Raw genomic sequence first — 18,774 nt, 5'->3', positions numbered from 1 at the left:
ATCTCTTTTTTTTATTATATTTTAAAAATTTATTAATTTTTAAAATATAAGTCTAGGAATATTTGAATAAATCTAAATTATCGTGTAGAATAATGTTGTAAAATGTAAACGTTTTTCTAAGGGGAGGCTAAAAAAAATGGTAGTAGCATACAAACATGAGCCATTTACAGATTTTTCAGTGGAGGCTAACAAATTAGCGTTTGAAGAAGGTTTAAAGAAAGTAGAATCTTATCTTGGACAAGACTATCCATTAATTATTGGGGGAGAAAAAATCACTACAGAAGACAAAATTGTTTCTGTAAACCCTGCAAATAAAGAAGAACTTGTTGGTCGTGTTTCAAAAGCAAGCCGTGAGTTAGCTGAAAAAGCAATGCAAGTAGCGGATGAAACATTCCAAACTTGGAGAAAATCAAAGCCAGAAATGCGTGCAGACATTTTATTCCGTGCTGCAGCAATCGTTCGTCGCAGAAAACATGAATTCTCTGCTATTCTTGTAAAAGAAGCAGGTAAGCCATGGAATGAGGCAGATGCTGATACAGCAGAAGCAATCGACTTTATGGAATATTATGGTCGTCAAATGTTAAAATTAAAAGACGGTATTCCAGTAGAAAGCCGTCCAATTGAATATAATCGTTTCTCTTACATTCCATTAGGAGTAGGTGTTATCATTTCTCCTTGGAACTTCCCATTCGCAATTATGGCAGGTATGACAACAGCTGCTTTAGTTTCTGGTAACACAGTATTACTAAAACCAGCTAGTACAACTCCTGTAGTAGCGGCGAAATTTATGGAAGTATTAGAAGAAGCTGGCTTACCAGCTGGTGTAGTAAACTTCGTTCCAGGTAACGGTTCTGAAGTTGGTGACTACTTAGTAGATCATCCTCGTACACGTTTCGTAAGCTTCACGGGATCTCGTGATGTAGGTATCCGCATCTATGAGCGTGCAGCGAAAGTAAACCCAGGACAAATTTGGTTAAAACGCGTTATCGCTGAAATGGGCGGTAAAGACACAATCGTTGTTGATAAAGAAGCAGATCTTGAATTAGCAGCTAAGTCTATCGTTGCATCAGCATTCGGATTCTCAGGACAAAAATGTTCTGCATGTTCTCGTGCAGTAATCCATGAAGATGTATACGATCACGTATTAAATCGTGCTGTTGAATTAACAAAAGAATTAACAGTTGCTAACCCAGCAGTATTAGGTACAAACATGGGTCCTGTTAATGACCAAGCTGCATTTGATAAAGTAATGAGCTATGTTGCAATTGGTAAAGAAGAAGGTAGAATCTTAGCAGGTGGCGAAGGAGACGATTCTAAAGGCTGGTTCATCCAACCAACAATCGTTGCTGACGTTGCAGAAGATGCTCGCTTAATGAAAGAAGAAATCTTCGGACCGGTAGTAGCATTCTGTAAAGCGAAAGACTTCGATCATGCACTTGCAATTGCAAACAATACGGAATACGGTTTAACAGGTGCTGTTATTACTAACAACCGTGACCATATTGAAAAAGCACGCGAAGACTTCCACGTTGGTAACTTATACTTCAACCGTGGATGTACTGGTGCAATCGTAGGTTACCAACCATTCGGTGGCTTTAACATGTCTGGTACAGACTCTAAAGCTGGTGGACCTGATTACTTAGCACTTCACATGCAAGCAAAAACTACTTCTGAAACTTTATAAGAAATAGTAGAGGAGCTCTTCACAGAATGTGAAGAGCTCCTTTTAAAATTGAAACCCCATATATTACCGTCGTTCGAAGAGAATGAGCTAAAACCTATTAATAGCGTGATAAACATGTGAACAGAAATAAAATGATGAGAAAAGTTGACTTATTAGTCATATTTTTTAGTATTCATTTTGAGAATTTCCTGTATAATACAATTTGAAAGAAAATCTATGGTTCGACAAGGAACACTCCTTTCAGTTTTGCTCACTGAAAGGAGTGTTTTTTTATGTAGCTAAAAATTCTTGCGTGCTTATTACATTTGCATATACGCCATTTAAACTAGCTAAAATTGTATTGTGAATATAAACAGCTGGTATAGTAGCGTTCTTAAAAGAAAGGTCTTTTGTAGCACAAGCGTCATGTATAACGGTACATTGAAAGCCAAAATCGAATGTAGCCCTTACTGTTGCATCGATACACATATGAGTCATCATCCCGCATACAACGACATGTTCAATATTTAAACGTTTTAATTGCTCTAGAAGATTAGTTTCTCGGAAGCTATTTGGATAATGTTTGACTATAACTGTTTCTTCTCTAAGTGGACGTACGCTTTCATGAATATGTACACCTTCTGTATTAGGTAGGAAAAAAGTAGCGTCATCTTTTATAGCTACGTGTTGGATATGAAAAATAGGTTCGCTGTTTGTTCTAAATTGTTGTAATAACTGATTAGCATATTCGCTTGCTTCTACTGGATTACGCAATTCCATCTTTCCATTTGGAAAATAATCGTTTTGAATATCGACGAGTAAAAGAGCTGTTTTCATATATTTATCTTCCTCCGAGTTTCATATTCAAATAAATTTATTCAATTCGTAGAGAGGATTCTCCTGTTTAAAAATATGAGGAAGAAGAATTTTAAATAACCTTGAAAGTTACTAATTTTCAGATGAATATTCATCTGAAAATTTTAATAAAGGAATAATTAATATTTTTCTAAAAAATGTATTGACTCTTATTATTCTGAGTTCTATAATGAGAATTAATTAAACGACAATTAAATCGATACATTCTTATCCAGAGAGGTGGAGGGACTGGCCCTACGATACCTCAGCAACGGGTTTTTTTAATACCGTGCTAACTCCAGCAAGCCATATAAAGGCTTGGAAGATGAGAAGATGTGAACGAGTACATATAAGTGCTCTCCTTCTTATCTTTATGGTTGATAAGAAGGAGGGCACTTTTTATTTTACCTCGAAAGCTCTGCTTCAAGTTTTTACAGCATATAGGAGGGAAAAAAATGATTTCTTTTACCAATGTAAGTAAAGTGTATGAATCAGCTGGCCAATCTGTTCATGCGGTGGAGGATGTAACATTATCAGTTGAGAAAGGCGAAATTTTTGGCATTATCGGTTTTAGTGGCGCTGGAAAGAGTACGTTATTACGCTTAGTAAATATGTTAGAGAGACCGACGGCAGGAACGATTTCAATAGATGATAAAGATATTACATCATTATCGACGAAAGAATTGCGTAAACTAAGACAAAGAATCGGAATGATTTTTCAAAGTTTTAATTTATTTAATTCAAGAACAGTATTTGGAAATATTGCTTATCCATTAAAGTTAGCGAAAGTACCAAAGAATGAGATAAAAGAAAGAGTAAATGAACTGCTGAAGTTTGTAGGGTTAGAAGATAAAGCAAACTATTATCCAGAGCAGCTATCAGGTGGGCAAAAGCAGCGTGTGGGCATTGCTAGAGCACTTGCGACATCGCCAGATATTCTTATATGTGATGAGGCAACATCAGCCTTAGATCCAGAAACGACGACAGAAATTCTAAACTTATTAAAGAAAGTAAATCGAGAATACAATTTAACAATTCTTCTTATTACACATGAAATGCATGTTGTGAAAGAAATTTGTCACCGTGTAGCTGTAATGGAGAAGGGGAAAGTTATTGAAGAAGGAAAACTGTTTGATGTTTTCACGCAACCAAAAACAAAGACGACTCAAAACTTTGTACGTTCTGTCATTAATGATCATTTACCGGAAAGTGTTCTAGCGAAAATTCAAAATGGTGGTCAAATTTATCGTCTAACATTTACTGGTGAGGAGACAGGACAGCCGGTACTATCATATATCGCAAAAAACTATAACGTCGATGTAAATGTACTGTACGGAAATATTATTGAACTTCAAAATGTGCTATTTGGAAATCTTCTTGTAGAGTTGCAAGGTGAGCAGAGGGAAATTCAAAAAGCATTACAACATCTAAGACTGCAAGTGCAGCTGAAGGAGGTAGAAGCTCATGCGAGTTGATTGGAGTATATTTTGGCCGCGCATACTAGATGCGACGGGGGATACCCTCTTAATGGTAATTGTAACCCTTATATTCGCTACAATTCTGGGTATACCTCTAGGTTTACTTTTATATGTAACGAGAAAAGGAAACTTTTTAGAAAATAAATGGGTCTTTTCTATTCTTAACATCATAATTAATACAATTCGTCCGGTACCATTCATTATCTTGTTAGTAGCCTTAAGTCCACTAACAAGAAGTGTTATCGGAACGACGATTGGAACAGCAGCGGCAATTTTCCCGATGACGTTAGTCGCATCAATTGGTATTGCTAGAATGGTTGAAACAAACCTTGTTTCCGTTCCGAAAGGAGTAATTGAAGCAGCGCAAGCAATGGGCGCCTCACCAATTAGAATTGTTTTTGAAATCCTTGTACCAGAAGCGTTAGCACCATTAATCTTAGGTGTCACATTTATGACAGTTGGTTTAATTGAATTCTCTGCAGTTGCTGGGCTTGTCGGTGGTGGCGGTCTTGGTGACTTGGCAATGACATATGGTTATCAACGTTTTGATACATCAGTTATGTTCGTAACGGTCGTGTTACTTATCATTCTCGTACAGATAGCTCAAAATTTAGGAAACTACTTTGCGAAAGTCTTGTTACGCAGATCATAAAAAGGAAGAGAGGAAAAGAAAATGAAGAAAATTTTAGCATTTGCATTATCAGCGATTGTAGGAGTCTCAGCATTAAGCGGCTGCTCAAGTGGAGACACGGGTGCAGGAGCGAAAGAAAAAGTAGTTCGCGTCGGTGTAACTGGAACGGATGGAGACGCTTGGGAAATTTTGAAGAAAAAAGCTGAAAAAGAAGGGATTAAGATTAAACTGGTCGAGTTCTCTGATTACACAACGCCAAATAAAGCGTTAGCTGATGGAGATATTGAATTAAACTCATTCCAGCATATTGCTTTCTTAGAGCAATTTAAAAAAGAGCATAAGTTAGATATTACAGCTGTTGGTACAACGCAAATTGCGCCAATGGGTTTATACTCTGAAAAATATAAGAAAGCAAATGAAATCCCAGATGGTTCAGAAATTGCAATTCCAAACGATCCAACGAACCAAGCACGGGCATTAAAACTTCTTGATGCAGCTGGATTATTAAAGCTTAAAAAAGACTTTGGTCTATTTGGAGATCCAAGTGGTATTGCTGAAAATCCGAAGAAATTAAAAATTACACCGGTTATCGCACAGCAAACACCTCGTGTGTTAAAAGATGTAGCGGCATCAGTTATTAATAACGGTGTTGCTGGTCAAGCTGGATTAGATCCAGCGAAGGATCCTATTTTCTTAGAAGATCCAAAGAATGAAAATGCAAAGCCATATATTAATATTTTTGCAGCTCGTAAGAAAGATAAAGATGATCCAACATTGAAAAAAGTAATTGAACTATATCATTCAAAAGAAGTAACAGACGCAATTAAGAAAGAAACAAATGATGGTTCCATTTCAGTAGATCTTTCACTTGATGAGCTTGAAAAAATCGTAAAATAATCATTGGGTTTAATGGACTAACAGAAGGAACCCCTCCGCTGTTAGTTCGTTCAACATATAAACTTAACAAACAAACCCTAATTCTGTACCTTCCAATTTTGTATAACATAGAATCCAATGTTTGTTAAGTAGAGTGATAGACCAGGAATTTTCCTGGTCTTTTTTTATGAATGAAAGTAGCTAGCGAACAGTAAGGTGATCCAAATTATAATGGGATAAGAAAATAAGCTGAAAAGGAGTGTAATTACGAATTGCTTTGGATGAATTAAGTGTTTTTTTGATAAAAAAAAGAAAATAGAAAAGAGAGTAATGAAAAATGCTGATATTACGCCGGGGTTATAAGAGCGATAAATGAAAAACAAAATAATATGTTGAACAGAGTTGAAGAAGATGGCCCCTTGTATAAAAATAATCCAGCATATAGAAGACAAGAAGTTAAGTTGATATAGAAAGACGATAAGTAATACAAAGATTGTTAATACGGAAATGGCGATGAAAAATTGTTGGCTAGTTATAAGACGGATTGAAAATTGATTAGCAAGGTATTGTGGCATTTGGAAAGCTTCTTCAAGGTTATGAATGAAAAATAATAAGGGAATGATCCAGAATATAGTAGTGGAATGTTTTTTCATCAATTTACATCACTCCAATAAAGTATAGAAAGCCTAAAAAAAGGCCCTCTATACAGAGATGGTTATTCAATTATGATATTTTTTAAATTAACTTCATGATGCTCTCGTTCTTTCAGATAAGCAGCTAGTTCCTCTTGTAAAATATTTAATATTTGCTTAGCTGATTGTTGGATTGGATTAGGTAGCTCTTCTAATATATGCATCCCGACTTTTACTTTTGTACGAATTACCCTTCGTAGTAATTCCTCATGCATGTACTACACCTCCAAACCGAATATTTAGTACATCTTCTTCAAATTTTGCTCCTTGAATAGAAAGGTGTGTTAATGTTTTTGGTAACGTGATGTTCCGTTTAACAGAACCCGCTCGAATAATAAGTTCATCACCTTTTTGATTTAAGGAAAGTTCACTTTTGTTTGAGAAGGGAATGGACAGAACGAAAATATACTCATCGCCATCCTTTTTTACATATTGAGTGCGCCCGTTAAATTTTACTTCTGTAGGGGAATGATCAGTTTTAAATAAAGAATCTCCTACACGTTCTAACATAGACAAACCAACAACTTCTTGTTCAAACATTGGAGCTTCGTAAATAGGAAGGGGTTGAAAACTATCTTTAATTAATGTTTTATATTTCTTCTGTGTATCTTTCCATGCCTGAAAATAAGGATCGGTGACAGTGTTAGGGATGACGCGGTTAATCATAATGGCATCTACGTTATAATCGTATAAATTCAAATAAGTAAAGCTGCGCTGGGCTTCTTTAATGACCATTTTTTCAGGATTTACAACGATGCGGATACTTGTTACTTCTCGATTTGATAAAATATCTCTCATTTCTCCGAGCTGTTCAAGTGTACTTGTTAATTCGTCCATAATATCGTCGGTTGGAAGAGGGACACCAAGGAGTGGTTGAGCTACAGGACGAACGACTTTTAAAACTTTTCTTTTAATAGGAAATAATTTTTCCATCCACCAGCCGAGCATGTCTGGAAAGCTTAGCATTGCTAATGTTTCTCCTGTAGGGGCACAATCAATAATGATAACATCATATGTGTCTTGCTTATAATAATCGAGTACGCGAAGTAGGCTAATTAAATCTTCCATACCGGGAAACATCGTTAATTCTTCTGTTGTAATATCATCAGCTGCTTTAGAAGTGAAGAGTAGTGTAATATATTTCTGTAATTTTCCCCAGCCTTTTTCCATTTCATAAATCGTATTAATTTCTTGTGCCCACAAATTTTCACGAATTTCTAGTGGTTCAGAAGATAGCTTTATACCAAATGAATCTCCTAAACTATGAGCAGGATCTGTGCTCATTACTAATGTTTTTAATTCTTGTTTCGCACTTTGAATTGCTGTTGCTGCTGAAATGCTAGTTTTTCCTACGCCGCCTTTACCTGTATACAAGATAATTCTCATCATTCATATCCCCTTTGTTTCGAATGTCGAATATTACGAGTGTCGAAGTAAATGGTTGAATAAAAACCCAGATAGGGTTTTATTCAATCGGAATGTTTTTCATTTTAGGTGTAGAAATCTTTTCTTCTGTTTTTTGCTGTGACGTAGCGATGTGATTCATGATTTTTTGGAAGATTTGTAGTAAGAATGCTTTTTCTTCTTCTGATAATGCTTCTGTTACTAAGCTAAAGTAATGGGCCGCATTTTGTTTTACTTCTTGAACGAGCATTACGCCGTTTTCTGTTAACCGAATTAATACAATACGTCGGTCATTTTCATCACGGTAGCGTTCAATATATCCCTTTTTTACAAGGCGATTTACAACGCCCGTTGTTGTACTCATCGGTATATCAAGAAGATCAGCAATTTTCGTCATTGTAATATCTGTATTTCGTTCCATCCAAAGTAAACAAAATACTTCTGTTTTAGAAAGTGTTAAATCTAGGCTTACCCATTCTTCAGGATAGAAAAGTTTCTTGGCGTTATCTAGCAGTAAGTCTAAAAAATGTTCATATTGCAACAATTAATTCCACTCCCGTATATTTCGAGGTTCGTAATATTTATTTTTATTTTATGTAGAATAGAAATAATTGTCAATGATTTTAATTGTTTTTTCAGATTAGGCAGAAAACTTTCTTTAAAATAGTATTCTTTTATGATAGATTTATAAATATAAAACGAGAATTTACATAAAAATCCATCATGGTAAATATACTTATCTATAATGGGTATGCAGCTAACGAGGGGGAGAACGATGAGAAGACGTAATACGCAAGCGTTCACGTTTTTAGCATGGACTTCATTTGTTTGTGCGATTTCAGGTATGCTAATTGGGATTTATACGTTAGATGAAACGCTTAGTGTAAAAGGATACTATTTAATTGGAACATTATTTTTAACGATGTCTTGTTTTGTATTACAAAAAACAATTCGTGATAATGAAGAAGATAACGAGAGATTTCCGAAAAATAAACCGTTAGATAAAGAGTAAATTGTAAAGAAAGGCATTTGCCTTTCTTTTTTTATGTAAAAATGGCGTAAGTACTCTGTGTTGACTTGCTTGAAGTACTGAAAATTTGGTATCATCAATAGTATTGTAGATTGAACGATATATTATGGAGGTGGCCTAGCCGTGTCAAGAATTTCCGTTGAGAATGTAAAGCACGTAGCACATTTAGCACGTCTTGCAATTACTGATCAAGAAGCAGAAAAATTTCAAAAACAACTAGATGCAATTGTTACATTTGCAGAACAGTTAAATGAATTAGATACAACAGATGTAAAACCAACAACTCATGTATTAACTATGAAAAATGTTATGCGTGAAGATGTACCAGAAAAAGGTTTACCAGTCGAAGAAGTATTAAAAAATGCACCGGATCACAAAGATAATCAAATCCGTGTTCCAGCAGTATTAGAATAGAGGAGGGGAATTTCGATGTCATTATTTGATCATTCAGTATCAGAGTTACATAAGAAGTTAAACAACAAAGAAATTTCCGTTACGGATTTAGTAGAAGAATCTTACAAACGTATTGCGGATGTTGAAGATAACGTAAAAGCTTTTCTTACATTAGATGAAGAAAATGCACGCGCAAAAGCGAAAGAATTAGATGCAAAAATCGGCGCTGAAGATAATGGTTTATTATTCGGTATGCCAATTGGTGTAAAAGATAACATTGTAACTAACGGTCTTCGTACAACTTGTGCGAGCAAAATGTTAGCAAACTTCGATCCAATTTATGATGCGACAGTTGTGCAAAAGCTAAAAGCTGCTGACACAATTACAATCGGTAAATTAAACATGGACGAGTTCGCAATGGGTTCTTCAAATGAAAACTCAGGATTCTACGCTACGAAAAACCCATGGAACTTAGATTACGTTCCGGGCGGATCTAGTGGTGGTTCTGCAGCAGCTGTAGCAGCAGGAGAAGTACTATTCTCTCTAGGTTCTGATACGGGTGGTTCTATCCGTCAGCCAGCTGCATATTGCGGTGTTGTAGGTTTAAAACCAACTTATGGACGCGTATCTCGTTACGGATTAGTAGCATTCGCATCTTCACTTGACCAAATCGGACCGATTACACGTACAGTAGAAGACAATGCATACTTATTACAAGCTATTTCAGGTATTGACCGCATGGATGCAACTTCTGCAAACGTTGAAGTTGGAAACTATTTAGCTGGTTTAACAGGCGATGTTAAAGGTTTACGCATTGCTGTACCGAAAGAATACTTAGGCGAAGGTGTTGGCGAAGAAGCTCGTGAGTCAGTACTAGCTGCTTTAAAAGTATTAGAAGGTATGGGCGCAACTTGGGAGGAAGTATCGCTTCCACACTCTAAATACGCTCTAGCAACGTATTACTTACTATCTTCTTCTGAAGCATCTGCGAACCTTTCACGCTTTGATGGCGTGCGTTACGGTGTTCGTTCTGATAATGTAAATAACTTATTAGATCTTTACAAAAACACACGTAGTGAAGGTTTCGGTGATGAAGTTAAACGTCGTATTATGCTTGGTACATTTGCGCTTAGCTCTGGTTACTATGATGCATATTACAAGAAAGCACAACAAGTACGTACATTAATTAAAAACGACTTTGAAAATGTATTTGCTAACTATGATGTTATTATTGGACCAACAACGCCAACTCCGGCATTTAAAGTGGGCGAAAAAGTTGATGATCCAATGACAATGTATGCAAATGACATTTTAACAATCCCAGTAAACTTAGCGGGTGTTCCAGCGATTTCTGTTCCATGTGGATTCGGTGCTAACAACATGCCACTTGGTCTACAAATCATTGGTAAACACTTCGATGAAGCGACAATTTACCGCGTTGCACATGCGTTTGAGCAAGCAACAGACTATCATACAAAAAAAGCAAGTCTGTAAGGAGGCGAGCATAGATGAATTTAGAAACAATTATTGGTTTAGAGGTTCACGTTGAGTTAAAAACAAATTCGAAAATTTTCTCTGCGAGTCCAACAGAATTCGGAGCGGAGCCAAATACACAAACAAGTGTAATTGACTTAGGATACCCAGGGGTACTTCCTACTTTAAATAAAGAAGCAGTTAACTTTGCAATGAAAGCTGCAATGGCATTAAACTGTGAAATCGCAACGGAAACGAAGTTTGACCGTAAAAACTATTTCTATCCAGATAACCCGAAAGCTTACCAAATCTCTCAATTTGATAAGCCAATTGGTGAAAATGGTTGGATTGAAATCGAAGTAGACGGTAAAAAGAAACGTATCGGTATTACACGTCTTCATTTAGAAGAAGATGCTGGTAAATCAACGCATACAGCTGATGGTTCATTAGTAGACTACAACCGTCAAGGTATGCCTTTAATCGAGATCGTATCTGAGCCAGATATGCGTACGCCAGAAGAAGCATATGCATACTTAGAGAAGTTAAAATCAATCATTCAATACACTGGTGTATCTGATTGTAAGATGGAAGAAGGTTCCTTACGTTGTGATGCGAACATTTCCCTTCGTCCAGTTGGACAAGAGAAGTTCGGTACAAAAGCGGAACTGAAAAACTTAAACTCATTCACTTACGTACAAAAAGGTCTTGAGCATGAGCAAGTGCGCCAAGAAAAAGAACTGTTATCTGGTGGCATCATCCAACAAGAAACACGTCGTTATGATGAAGCAACAAAGAAAACAATCTTAATGCGTGTGAAAGAAGGATCTGACGATTACCGTTACTTCCCGGAGCCAGACTTAGTTGAACTTTACATCGATGATGAGTGGAAAGAAGCAGTTCGAGCTTCTATTCCAGAACTTCCAGATGCACGTAAAGCTCGCTACGTTGCAGAATTAGGCTTACCAGCTTATGATGCACACGTGTTAACATTAACGAAAGAGATGTCTGATTTCTTTGAAGCAACTGTTGCAGACGGTGCTGATGCGAAATTAACATCGAACTGGTTAATGGGTGAAGTACTTGCATACTTAAACAAACAACAAAAAGAATTAAAAGACGTTGCATTAACGCCTGCTGGTTTATCTAAAATGGTTCAATTAATTGAAAAAGGTACAATTTCTTCTAAAATCGCGAAGAAAGTATTTAACGAATTAATTGAAAAAGGTGGAGACCCAGAAGAAATCGTTAAAGCGAAAGGTCTTGTTCAAATTTCTGACGAGGGTACACTTCGTAAAGTTGTAACAGAAATTCTTGATAATAATGAGCAATCTATCGAAGACTTTAAAAACGGTAAAGACCGTGCAATTGGCTTCTTAGTTGGTCAAATTATGAAAGCTACAAAAGGACAAGCAAATCCACCACTTGTTAACAAAATCTTACTTGAAGAGATTAATAAGCGATAATAGTAGTGACTTTTAAAGATTAAGCAGAAAAACACCCGTACATGGGTGTTTTTCTAGGTTAATCAAACGTTTGTTTAAATGAGACAAAATCGTTTAAACAAACGTTTGATTAACTGTCAAAAGTGGAAAAATGTTTGTATAGCAACTATGGTATGATAGTTGCAAAAAGGTGGGAATAATGATAAATCTAAACATAGAGGTTTTTTTCATCTCATGAAATAATAGATAGTTATTATTCGTTATATGTAAATTTTTATGGAAGAATGGATAGAAATAAAGTGAAACTTTAATCAGTAGGAGGTTCATCCACCATTGATTATTAGCCCTCACCAATCGGGCATTTACTGCCCGCAAATAGCGGGATAAATTTTGAAGTCAAATAAAAAACCATTGAAATGAATATTTACTTTTGATGGACTACACGAATCGGGTTCTTACTGCCTGTTTGAGCGGGATAAAAGAAGGATAGCAAGATGAGAGGAGGTAGGCATGGGAATACTGAATAGAAGTTCAGTATGTTCTTTTTCGATACATAAAGAAATTTCCTGTGCTAATAAATGATGAAGCGAGCAAGAATTATTTATAATCCTACTTCGGGGCGTGAGCTATTTAAGAAGAGCTTACCAGAAGTATTACAAAAATTAGAACAAGCTGGCTATGAGACATCTTGTCATGCGACAACGGGTCCTGGAGACGCTACTGTGGCGGCGAGGCAAGCTGCGGATCGTAAGTTTGATGTTGTTATTGCGGCTGGTGGCGACGGTACATTAAATGAAGTAGTAAACGGTTTAGTTGGGCATGAATTCCGTCCGAAATTTGGAATTATTCCAGTTGGAACGACAAATGACTTTGCACGTGCAATTGGTGTACCTCGTTCTATTGAAGAGGCAGCAGATATTATTTGCGAAGGAAAAACAGTGCCATTAGACCTTGGTAGAGCGAACGATACATATTTTATTAACATCGCTGGTGGCGGTCGTATTACAGAATTAACATACGAAGTACCGAGTAAGTTAAAGACAGTATTAGGACAACTTGCTTATTACCTAAAAGGTATCGAGATGTTACCATCATTGCATCCGACATATGTTGAAATTGAGTATGATGGAAAGTTACTACAAGAAGAAATTACGATGTTTTTAATTACGAATACCCGTTCAGTAGGTGGATTTGAAAAGGTAGCACCGTATGCATCTATTAACGATGGGTTATTTGACCTATTAGTACTGAAAAAAGGTTCTATCGCTGATTTAATTAAAGCAGCAACACAAGCACAACGTGGTGAACATATTAATAATCCAAAAGTGTTATATACACAAGCGAACCGAATTAAAGTACATTCACCAGATAAACTAATGATTAATTTAGATGGTGAGTATGGTGGAGATGCACCGATGGAATTCGAAAATATATATCATTGTTTAGAACTATTTGTTCCTGAACATCAAGAGGATGCCCTGTAAAGGCATCCTTTTTACTTTGTTAAAATGAATTGTAAATTGGGAGTTAGTTTGATTTTTATGGTATTTTTACAATTCTTTTATTTTACATCCATACTTTATTGATACACTGGAAGAGATAAGAAATGAGAGGTAGGGTGCTATGGAGAAGGTAAAGGCGATATTATTTGATAAAGATGGGACATTAATGGATTTTCATTCAATATGGATAAAAGTAGCTGAAGAACTTGTAGCTGAATGTATAAGTTTATATCATTTACCAAGTACAATGCGGCAGACCTTATTAGAAGAGATTGGTGTAGAGGGAGCATTTGTTAATCCGAGGAGTGCAATAGCTGCTGGAACAAGCCTTGATGTAGCGAAGGGGCTTTGTAATTATATTGAGTCTGCTAGAGAAGAAGAGATGCATCATTGGGTAAGTGAGAAGTTATTTTCCCTTATGTATGAGCATCGTTCGCATATGAAAATGACAGCAGATTTACCGAAAGTGTTACAGGCATTAAAAGATAAAGGATTTATATTAGGGGTTGTCACGGCGGATGATTTCGCACCAACAGAATTATTTTTAAAACAATATAAGTTGGAGAACTTTTTTGATTATATTATAGCCTCGGATACATTCCCTGCGCAAAAACCAGATAAAAAGATTATAGAAGTGTTTTGTGAAAAATTTAATTTAGCATCATGTGAGGTTGCGGTTGTTGGAGATACGCCAACTGATTTACATTTAGCCAAAAATGGCGATTGCTATGCAATTGGGGTGCTATCTGGTACGGGAGACCGTCCAACATTAGAACCACTTGCTGATTTAGTGTTAGATTCTGTTGGAGAGTTTATTTCTCAATCGGGTGAGTTTTTCTGGGAGAAAGAAAAGTCTAATGTGTAAGGAAAATAAGTCTATAAAGACTCTTAATGAGTCTTTATAGACTTATTTTTTATGCCTGGATACAAAGAATATAGGATAAATGCTAGAAAAGAAAGTTGGCATACATTTTGCAATAAAAAGAGAAAACAATGTAAAGAAAAGGATGGGGTACGCAATGAACACAAAAAAATTTGCTAAAGTAAATGAACAAATTCCAGGACCGAAAGCGGCATCTTTATTAGAACGCCGTCAAAATATAGTACCAAAAGGAGTAAGTAACGGCATCCCAACGTTTGTACAATCTGCAAATGGTGCTCTTGTAACAGATGTTGATGGTAATCAGTACATTGATTTTGCAGGAGCAATCGGGACAATTAACGTAGGGCATTGTCATCCAGCGGTTAAAGAAGCGCTCCATAAACAAGTCGATCAATACATTCATACTGGATTTAATGTCATGATGTATGAGCCATATATTGAATTAGCGGAAAAGCTTGCGGCATTGGCACCAGGAAGTTTCGATAAGCAAGTCCTCTTTTTAAATAGTGGTGCAGAAGCAGTTGAGAACGCGGTGAAGATCGCTCGTAAATATACGAAGAGACCTGGTATTATCGCATTTTCTAAAGGTTTCCACGGGCGTACATTAATGACAATGACGATGACAAGTAAAGTGAAGCCATATAAATTTGGGTTTGGTCCCTTTGCTCCAGAAGTATATAAAGCGCCATTTCCATACGAATACCGTCGCCCAGAGGGATTAACGGAAGAGCAATATGATGATTTTATTATTGAAGAGTTTAAGAACTTCTTCATATCGGAAGTAGCACCAGAAACAATTGCAGCTGTTGTAATGGAGCCTGTTCAAGGGGAAGGTGGATTTATCGTCCCAAGTAAGAAATTTGTTCAAGAAGTACGCCGCATTTGTTCAGAGAACGGCATCTTATTTGTAGCGGATGAAATACAAACAGGCTTTAGTCGTACAGGAAAATATTTTGCAATTGATCACTATAATGTCGTTCCAGATTTAATTACAGTGTCTAAATCATTAGGTGCTGGTGTACCGATAAGTGGTGTCATTGGACGTAAAGAAATTATGAATGAGTCTGCACCAGGTGAACTTGGTGGAACGTATGCAGGAAGTCCATTAGGATGTGCGGCTGCATTAGCTGTTCTCGATGTAATAGAAAATGAGAAATTAAATGATAGAGCGATAGAATTAGGAAAAGTCGTAATGAACCGATTCGAAGAGATGAAAAATAAATATCATTGCATCGGCGATGTGCGTGGGTTAGGTGCAATGTGTGCATTTGAGGTCGTTCAAGATCGTAAGACGAAAGCACCTGACAAAACGTTAACGGCTAATCTATGTGCAGAGGCAAATAAGCGTGGGTTACTGTTATTATCAGCAGGAACATATGGAAATGTTATCCGTGTGTTAATGCCTTTAGTTATTACAGATGAGCAACTTGAAGAAGGTTTAACAATAATTGAAGAATCATTGCAAGCTTGTTATGAGCAAACAAACATCGCTCGCGTTTAAAAAATGAAGTATAAATAGCAAACATTCTAGCTGACTCTATATTAAATGCAGAAAATTCACTTTATAATAAAGGTAGTGAAGTGGATCGATGGATTTGAAGTTAGGGGTGGCTAGGATGGTTGCAGAAAAGGAACGAGTGTTAATGGATTTAAAAGATGTATTTGAATATGCGTTTGACGAAATTTTTGTTACAGATGAGCAAGGGATCGTTGTGCGTGTAAATAGTACATGTGAAAGGCACTACCAACTAGCTGCCGAAGAGTTAGTTGGTAAGCATGTAAAAGAACTACAAAAGGATGGAATCTTTTATCCATCAGCGACATTAGAAGTGATTGAAAAAAAGAGGCCAATTGAACTCGTTCAAACTACAAAATCAGGAGAGTATTTACACGTTCGTACAAGGCCTGTTTTTGATGATGAGGGAAATTTAAGAAGAGTGATTAGTTATTCTCGGGACCTTACTAAACTCTATCAATTACGTCAAAAGGTAGAGGAAATGGATAATCAGCTAAAAACATATAAAAAAGAATTAAGAGAAACATATGAGCATGAAGGACTTATTTTTAAAAGTCTAGCTATGCAAAAAATAGTCGATACAATCAAAAAAGTATCTGTAGTGGATAGTACTGTTCTCGTTTTAGGCGAGACTGGAGTTGGGAAAAGTCGATTAGTACGCCATTTACATGAAGTGAGTCACCGTAAGAATGAAAGTTTCTATGAAATTAATTGTGCGGCATTGCCAACTAATTTAATTGAATCAGAGCTTTTTGGATATTCAGGTGGATCTTTTACAGGTGCGAATCGTGAAGGGAAAAAGGGACTATTAGAATCCGCGCATAAAGGAACTCTTTTTTTAGATGAAATCGGTGAAATGCCGCTTGAAATTCAAGCGAAGCTTTTGCAAGTATTGCAAGAAAAAACATTTCGTCCTATAGGCGGAAGAGAATTAAAAAAAGTGGATGTCCGAATTGTGGCGGCAACAAATAGAGATTTAAGCGAGATGGTGAAACAAGGAACATTTCGGAAAGATTTATACTATCGTTTGAATGTCATTCCAATTGCAATTCCCCCGCTTAGGGAAAGAACAGAAGATATTTTGCCGCTTATTTATCATTACTTGCAGCATTTTAATAAAAAATACGGACGTGATGTGAAACTAGCGCCGAGTACGTTACAAATGTTTGTTGGATATCCGTGGGAAGGAAACAATAGAGAAATAGAGAATGTAATTGAGAGAATTGTTATTACTGTCGATGATGTTGTAACGGTAGAGGATTTGCCACTCTCTATGCAAGAGGCTGCAGTTGAACAATCGGGGCAAAGCCTTTATAAAATGCTGGAAGAGGTAGAGAGAAATATTATTCTTAAAGCGTATAAAACGTATGGATCAAGTTATAAAGTAGCTGAGTTTTTGCAAATTAGTCAATCTGCTGCTACTAGGAAAATTAAGAAGTTCATAGAGGAGGAAGAAAACATTGGATAAAAAGGCGACTTTCGTAAGTATAGATAAAAAGGCGATGTATATAAATGGTGAGTGGATTACACTACAAGAACAAATTGAAGTAAATAATCCTGCGACGAAGGAAATATTTGCAACTGTACCAAAGGGCGGAGTAACAGAGGCAAAGCAAGCTGTTGATGCTGCACATGAAGCTTTTAAAACGTGGTCTAAGTTAACGGCAGCAGATCGTGCCACGAAGTTAAAAAAGTGGTTCATGCTTATTGATAAAAATAAAGAAGAAATCGCAGCGATTATGACGAAGGAACAAGGAAAGCCGTTTGCAGAAGCGCTTGGTGAAGTAAATTATGCAAATAGTTTTGTTGAATGGTATGCAGAAGAGGGGAAACGTGTATATGGTGAAATGATTCCTGCTTCTCATCCGAATAAGCGCATTTTAGTTATGAAGCAACCAGTTGGCGTTATGGCAGCTATTACACCTTGGAACTTCCCGGCAGCGATGATTACGAGAAAGGTAGCACCAGCGCTTGCAGCAGGCTGTACAGCCGTTGTGAAACCGGCGAGTCAAACGCCATTAACTGCATTGAAATTAGCTGAATTAGCTCATGAAGCAGATATTCCAAAGGGCGTAATCAATATCGTAACAGGTAGTGCAAAAGCAATTGCTGATACATGGATGGAAGATAGTCGCGTTCGAAAAGTGTCCTTTACAGGGTCAACGGAAATCGGGAAAGAGTTAATGGCTAGTGCTGCACAAACGATGAAAAAAGTTTCGCTTGAGTTAGGTGGCCACGCTCCATTTATCGTAATGAATGATGCAGATTTAGATAAAGCAGTAGAAGCGGTAATTGGTTCGAAATTCCGTAACGCAGGACAAACGTGTATATGTACAAACCGAGTATTCGTTCAAGAAGAAGTATACGAAGTATTTGTAGAGAAGTTCCAAAAGGCAGTAGGGCAGTTGAAAGTAGGAGACGGTTTCGGTGACGGAACGACTGTTGGGCCACTTATTGATGAGAATGCAGTTTCAAAAGTACAAGAACATATTGAAGATGCTATTCAAAAAGGTGGAACAGTTTTATATGGTGGTCAAAAGGTCGCAGAGTTAGAGGGACATTTCATTCAACCGACTGTAATTGGGGTGGCAAATGATACGATGCTTTGTATGAATGAAGAAACATTTGGGCCAGTGGCACCAGTTGCGAAATTCAAAACAGTTGATGAAGTAATCGAACGTGCAAATAATACACCATACGGTTTAGCTGCGTATATTTTCACGAAAGACATTAGCCAAGCATTCCAAATTAGTGAAGCGTTAGAGTACGGTATTATCGGTCTAAACGACGGTCTTCCATCAGTTGCACAAGCACCATTCGGTGGATTTAAAGAAAGTGGTATCGGCCGTGAAGGAGGCCATTTCGGCATCGAGGAATATTTAGAAATTAAATATATTTCATTGGGACTATAAGTAGTATACTAGAATCTCTATAAG

The 18,774-nt window shown here is 36.7% G+C and carries 17 protein-coding genes, 1 pseudogene and 1 riboswitch; of the genes and pseudogenes, 13 read left to right on the top strand and 5 right to left on the bottom strand.

Translation table 11 applies throughout. The features are described from left to right. Window positions 1–136: 136 nt before the first annotated feature. Window positions 137–1,684: an L-glutamate gamma-semialdehyde dehydrogenase gene (pruA, locus tag QCI79_RS11345; protein WP_000259555.1), complete on the top strand. Its 1,548-nt coding sequence runs from the start codon at window positions 137–139 to the stop codon at window positions 1,682–1,684. Between the two features lie 250 nt (window positions 1,685–1,934). On the opposite strand, the pseudogene QCI79_RS11340 reads toward pruA, so the two are convergent. Then, a pseudogene (locus QCI79_RS11340) lies at window positions 1,935–2,500 on the bottom strand (cysteine hydrolase family protein). Window positions 2,501–2,743: 243 nt separating this feature from the next. Further along, window positions 2,744–2,850: riboswitch (SAM riboswitch) on the top strand. 123 nt (window positions 2,851–2,973) lie between these two features. On the opposite strand from QCI79_RS11340, the gene QCI79_RS11335 reads away from it, so the two are divergent. The 3 genes from QCI79_RS11335 to QCI79_RS11325 are packed head-to-tail and all read left to right on the top strand — an operon-like array spanning window position 2,974 to window position 5,524. Continuing rightward, window positions 2,974–3,993: a methionine ABC transporter ATP-binding protein gene (locus QCI79_RS11335; RefSeq protein WP_000623013.1), complete on the top strand. Its 1,020-nt coding sequence runs from the start codon at window positions 2,974–2,976 to the stop codon at window positions 3,991–3,993. Further along, window positions 3,983–4,648 (top strand): methionine ABC transporter permease, encoded by a 666-nt coding sequence (locus QCI79_RS11330; protein WP_021728764.1) that lies wholly within the window; start codon window positions 3,983–3,985, stop codon window positions 4,646–4,648. Before QCI79_RS11335 ends, QCI79_RS11330 begins: the two co-directional genes overlap by 11 nt. Window positions 4,649–4,669: 21 nt before the next feature. After that, window positions 4,670–5,524, top strand: coding sequence for a MetQ/NlpA family ABC transporter substrate-binding protein (locus QCI79_RS11325; RefSeq protein WP_000721594.1), 855 nt, complete (start codon window positions 4,670–4,672; stop codon window positions 5,522–5,524). Window positions 5,525–5,688: 164 nt separating this feature from the next. On the opposite strand, the gene QCI79_RS11320 is transcribed toward QCI79_RS11325, so the two are convergent. The 4 genes from QCI79_RS11320 to QCI79_RS11305 all read right to left on the bottom strand — a co-directional run bounded on the left by QCI79_RS11320 (window position 5,689) and on the right by QCI79_RS11305 (window position 8,143). Then, window positions 5,689–6,156, bottom strand: a complete 468-nt coding sequence (locus tag QCI79_RS11320; RefSeq protein ID WP_001986283.1) for an HXXEE domain-containing protein — start codon at window positions 6,154–6,156, stop codon at window positions 5,689–5,691. Window positions 6,157–6,218: 62 nt separating this feature from the next. Continuing rightward, window positions 6,219–6,410: a DUF3926 domain-containing protein gene (locus tag QCI79_RS11315; RefSeq protein WP_000544105.1), complete on the bottom strand. Its 192-nt coding sequence runs from the start codon at window positions 6,408–6,410 to the stop codon at window positions 6,219–6,221. Continuing rightward, on the bottom strand, window positions 6,403–7,584 hold the full coding sequence (locus QCI79_RS11310; protein WP_021728766.1) for an ArsA family ATPase: 1,182 nt from the start codon (window positions 7,582–7,584) through the stop codon (window positions 6,403–6,405). The genes QCI79_RS11315 and QCI79_RS11310 overlap by 8 nt, the downstream gene beginning before the upstream one ends. A 76-nt stretch (window positions 7,585–7,660) precedes the next feature. Next, on the bottom strand, window positions 7,661–8,143 hold the full coding sequence (locus QCI79_RS11305) for a MarR family winged helix-turn-helix transcriptional regulator (protein ID WP_000942481.1): 483 nt from the start codon (window positions 8,141–8,143) through the stop codon (window positions 7,661–7,663). A 231-nt stretch (window positions 8,144–8,374) separates the two neighbouring features. On the opposite strand from QCI79_RS11305, the gene QCI79_RS11300 reads away from it, so the two are divergent. The 9 genes from QCI79_RS11300 (at window position 8,375) to gabD (ending at window position 18,750) form a co-directional block, all read left to right on the top strand. After that, complete coding sequence (locus QCI79_RS11300) at window positions 8,375–8,611, top strand: YiaA/YiaB family inner membrane protein (protein ID WP_001254391.1); 237 nt, start codon at window positions 8,375–8,377, stop codon at window positions 8,609–8,611. Window positions 8,612–8,752: 141 nt separating this feature from the next. After that, entirely contained in the window at window positions 8,753–9,043 is a 291-nt protein-coding gene (gene gatC / locus QCI79_RS11295; protein ID WP_000086999.1) for an Asp-tRNA(Asn)/Glu-tRNA(Gln) amidotransferase subunit GatC, read from the top strand. Between the two features lie 15 nt (window positions 9,044–9,058). Continuing rightward, window positions 9,059–10,516 (top strand): Asp-tRNA(Asn)/Glu-tRNA(Gln) amidotransferase subunit GatA, encoded by a 1,458-nt coding sequence (gatA, locus tag QCI79_RS11290; RefSeq protein WP_000051441.1) that lies wholly within the window; start codon window positions 9,059–9,061, stop codon window positions 10,514–10,516. Window positions 10,517–10,530: 14 nt separating this feature from the next. Beyond that, on the top strand, window positions 10,531–11,958 hold the full coding sequence (gene gatB, locus QCI79_RS11285) for an Asp-tRNA(Asn)/Glu-tRNA(Gln) amidotransferase subunit GatB (protein ID WP_001047685.1): 1,428 nt from the start codon (window positions 10,531–10,533) through the stop codon (window positions 11,956–11,958). A gap of 557 nt (window positions 11,959–12,515) precedes the next feature. Continuing rightward, window positions 12,516–13,421, top strand: coding sequence for a diacylglycerol kinase (locus tag QCI79_RS11280; protein WP_000977679.1), 906 nt, complete (start codon window positions 12,516–12,518; stop codon window positions 13,419–13,421). Window positions 13,422–13,560: 139 nt separating this feature from the next. Then, window positions 13,561–14,304 carry an HAD family hydrolase gene (locus tag QCI79_RS11275; RefSeq protein ID WP_000416667.1) on the top strand — a complete coding sequence of 248 codons (744 nt, stop codon included), beginning with the start codon at window positions 13,561–13,563 and terminating at the stop codon, window positions 14,302–14,304. Between the two features lie 154 nt (window positions 14,305–14,458). Then, window positions 14,459–15,823 (top strand): 4-aminobutyrate--2-oxoglutarate transaminase, encoded by a 1,365-nt coding sequence (gabT, locus tag QCI79_RS11270; RefSeq protein WP_001093008.1) that lies wholly within the window; start codon window positions 14,459–14,461, stop codon window positions 15,821–15,823. Between the two features lie 115 nt (window positions 15,824–15,938). Then, window positions 15,939–17,306, top strand: coding sequence for a sigma-54 interaction domain-containing protein (locus tag QCI79_RS11265; protein WP_021728767.1), 1,368 nt, complete (start codon window positions 15,939–15,941; stop codon window positions 17,304–17,306). Then, window positions 17,299–18,750 carry an NADP-dependent succinate-semialdehyde dehydrogenase gene (gabD, locus tag QCI79_RS11260; protein WP_000358128.1) on the top strand — a complete coding sequence of 484 codons (1,452 nt, stop codon included), beginning with the start codon at window positions 17,299–17,301 and terminating at the stop codon, window positions 18,748–18,750. The genes QCI79_RS11265 and gabD overlap by 8 nt, the downstream gene beginning before the upstream one ends. Window positions 18,751–18,774 lie beyond the last annotated feature (24 nt).

Origin of the sequence: Bacillus cereus group sp. MG1, from assembly GCF_040460035.1 — a bacterium.
Taxonomy (GTDB): Bacteria; Bacillota; Bacilli; order Bacillales; family Bacillaceae_G; genus Bacillus_A; species Bacillus_A cereus.
This window is presented reverse-complemented; position numbering and strand designations above follow the sequence as displayed.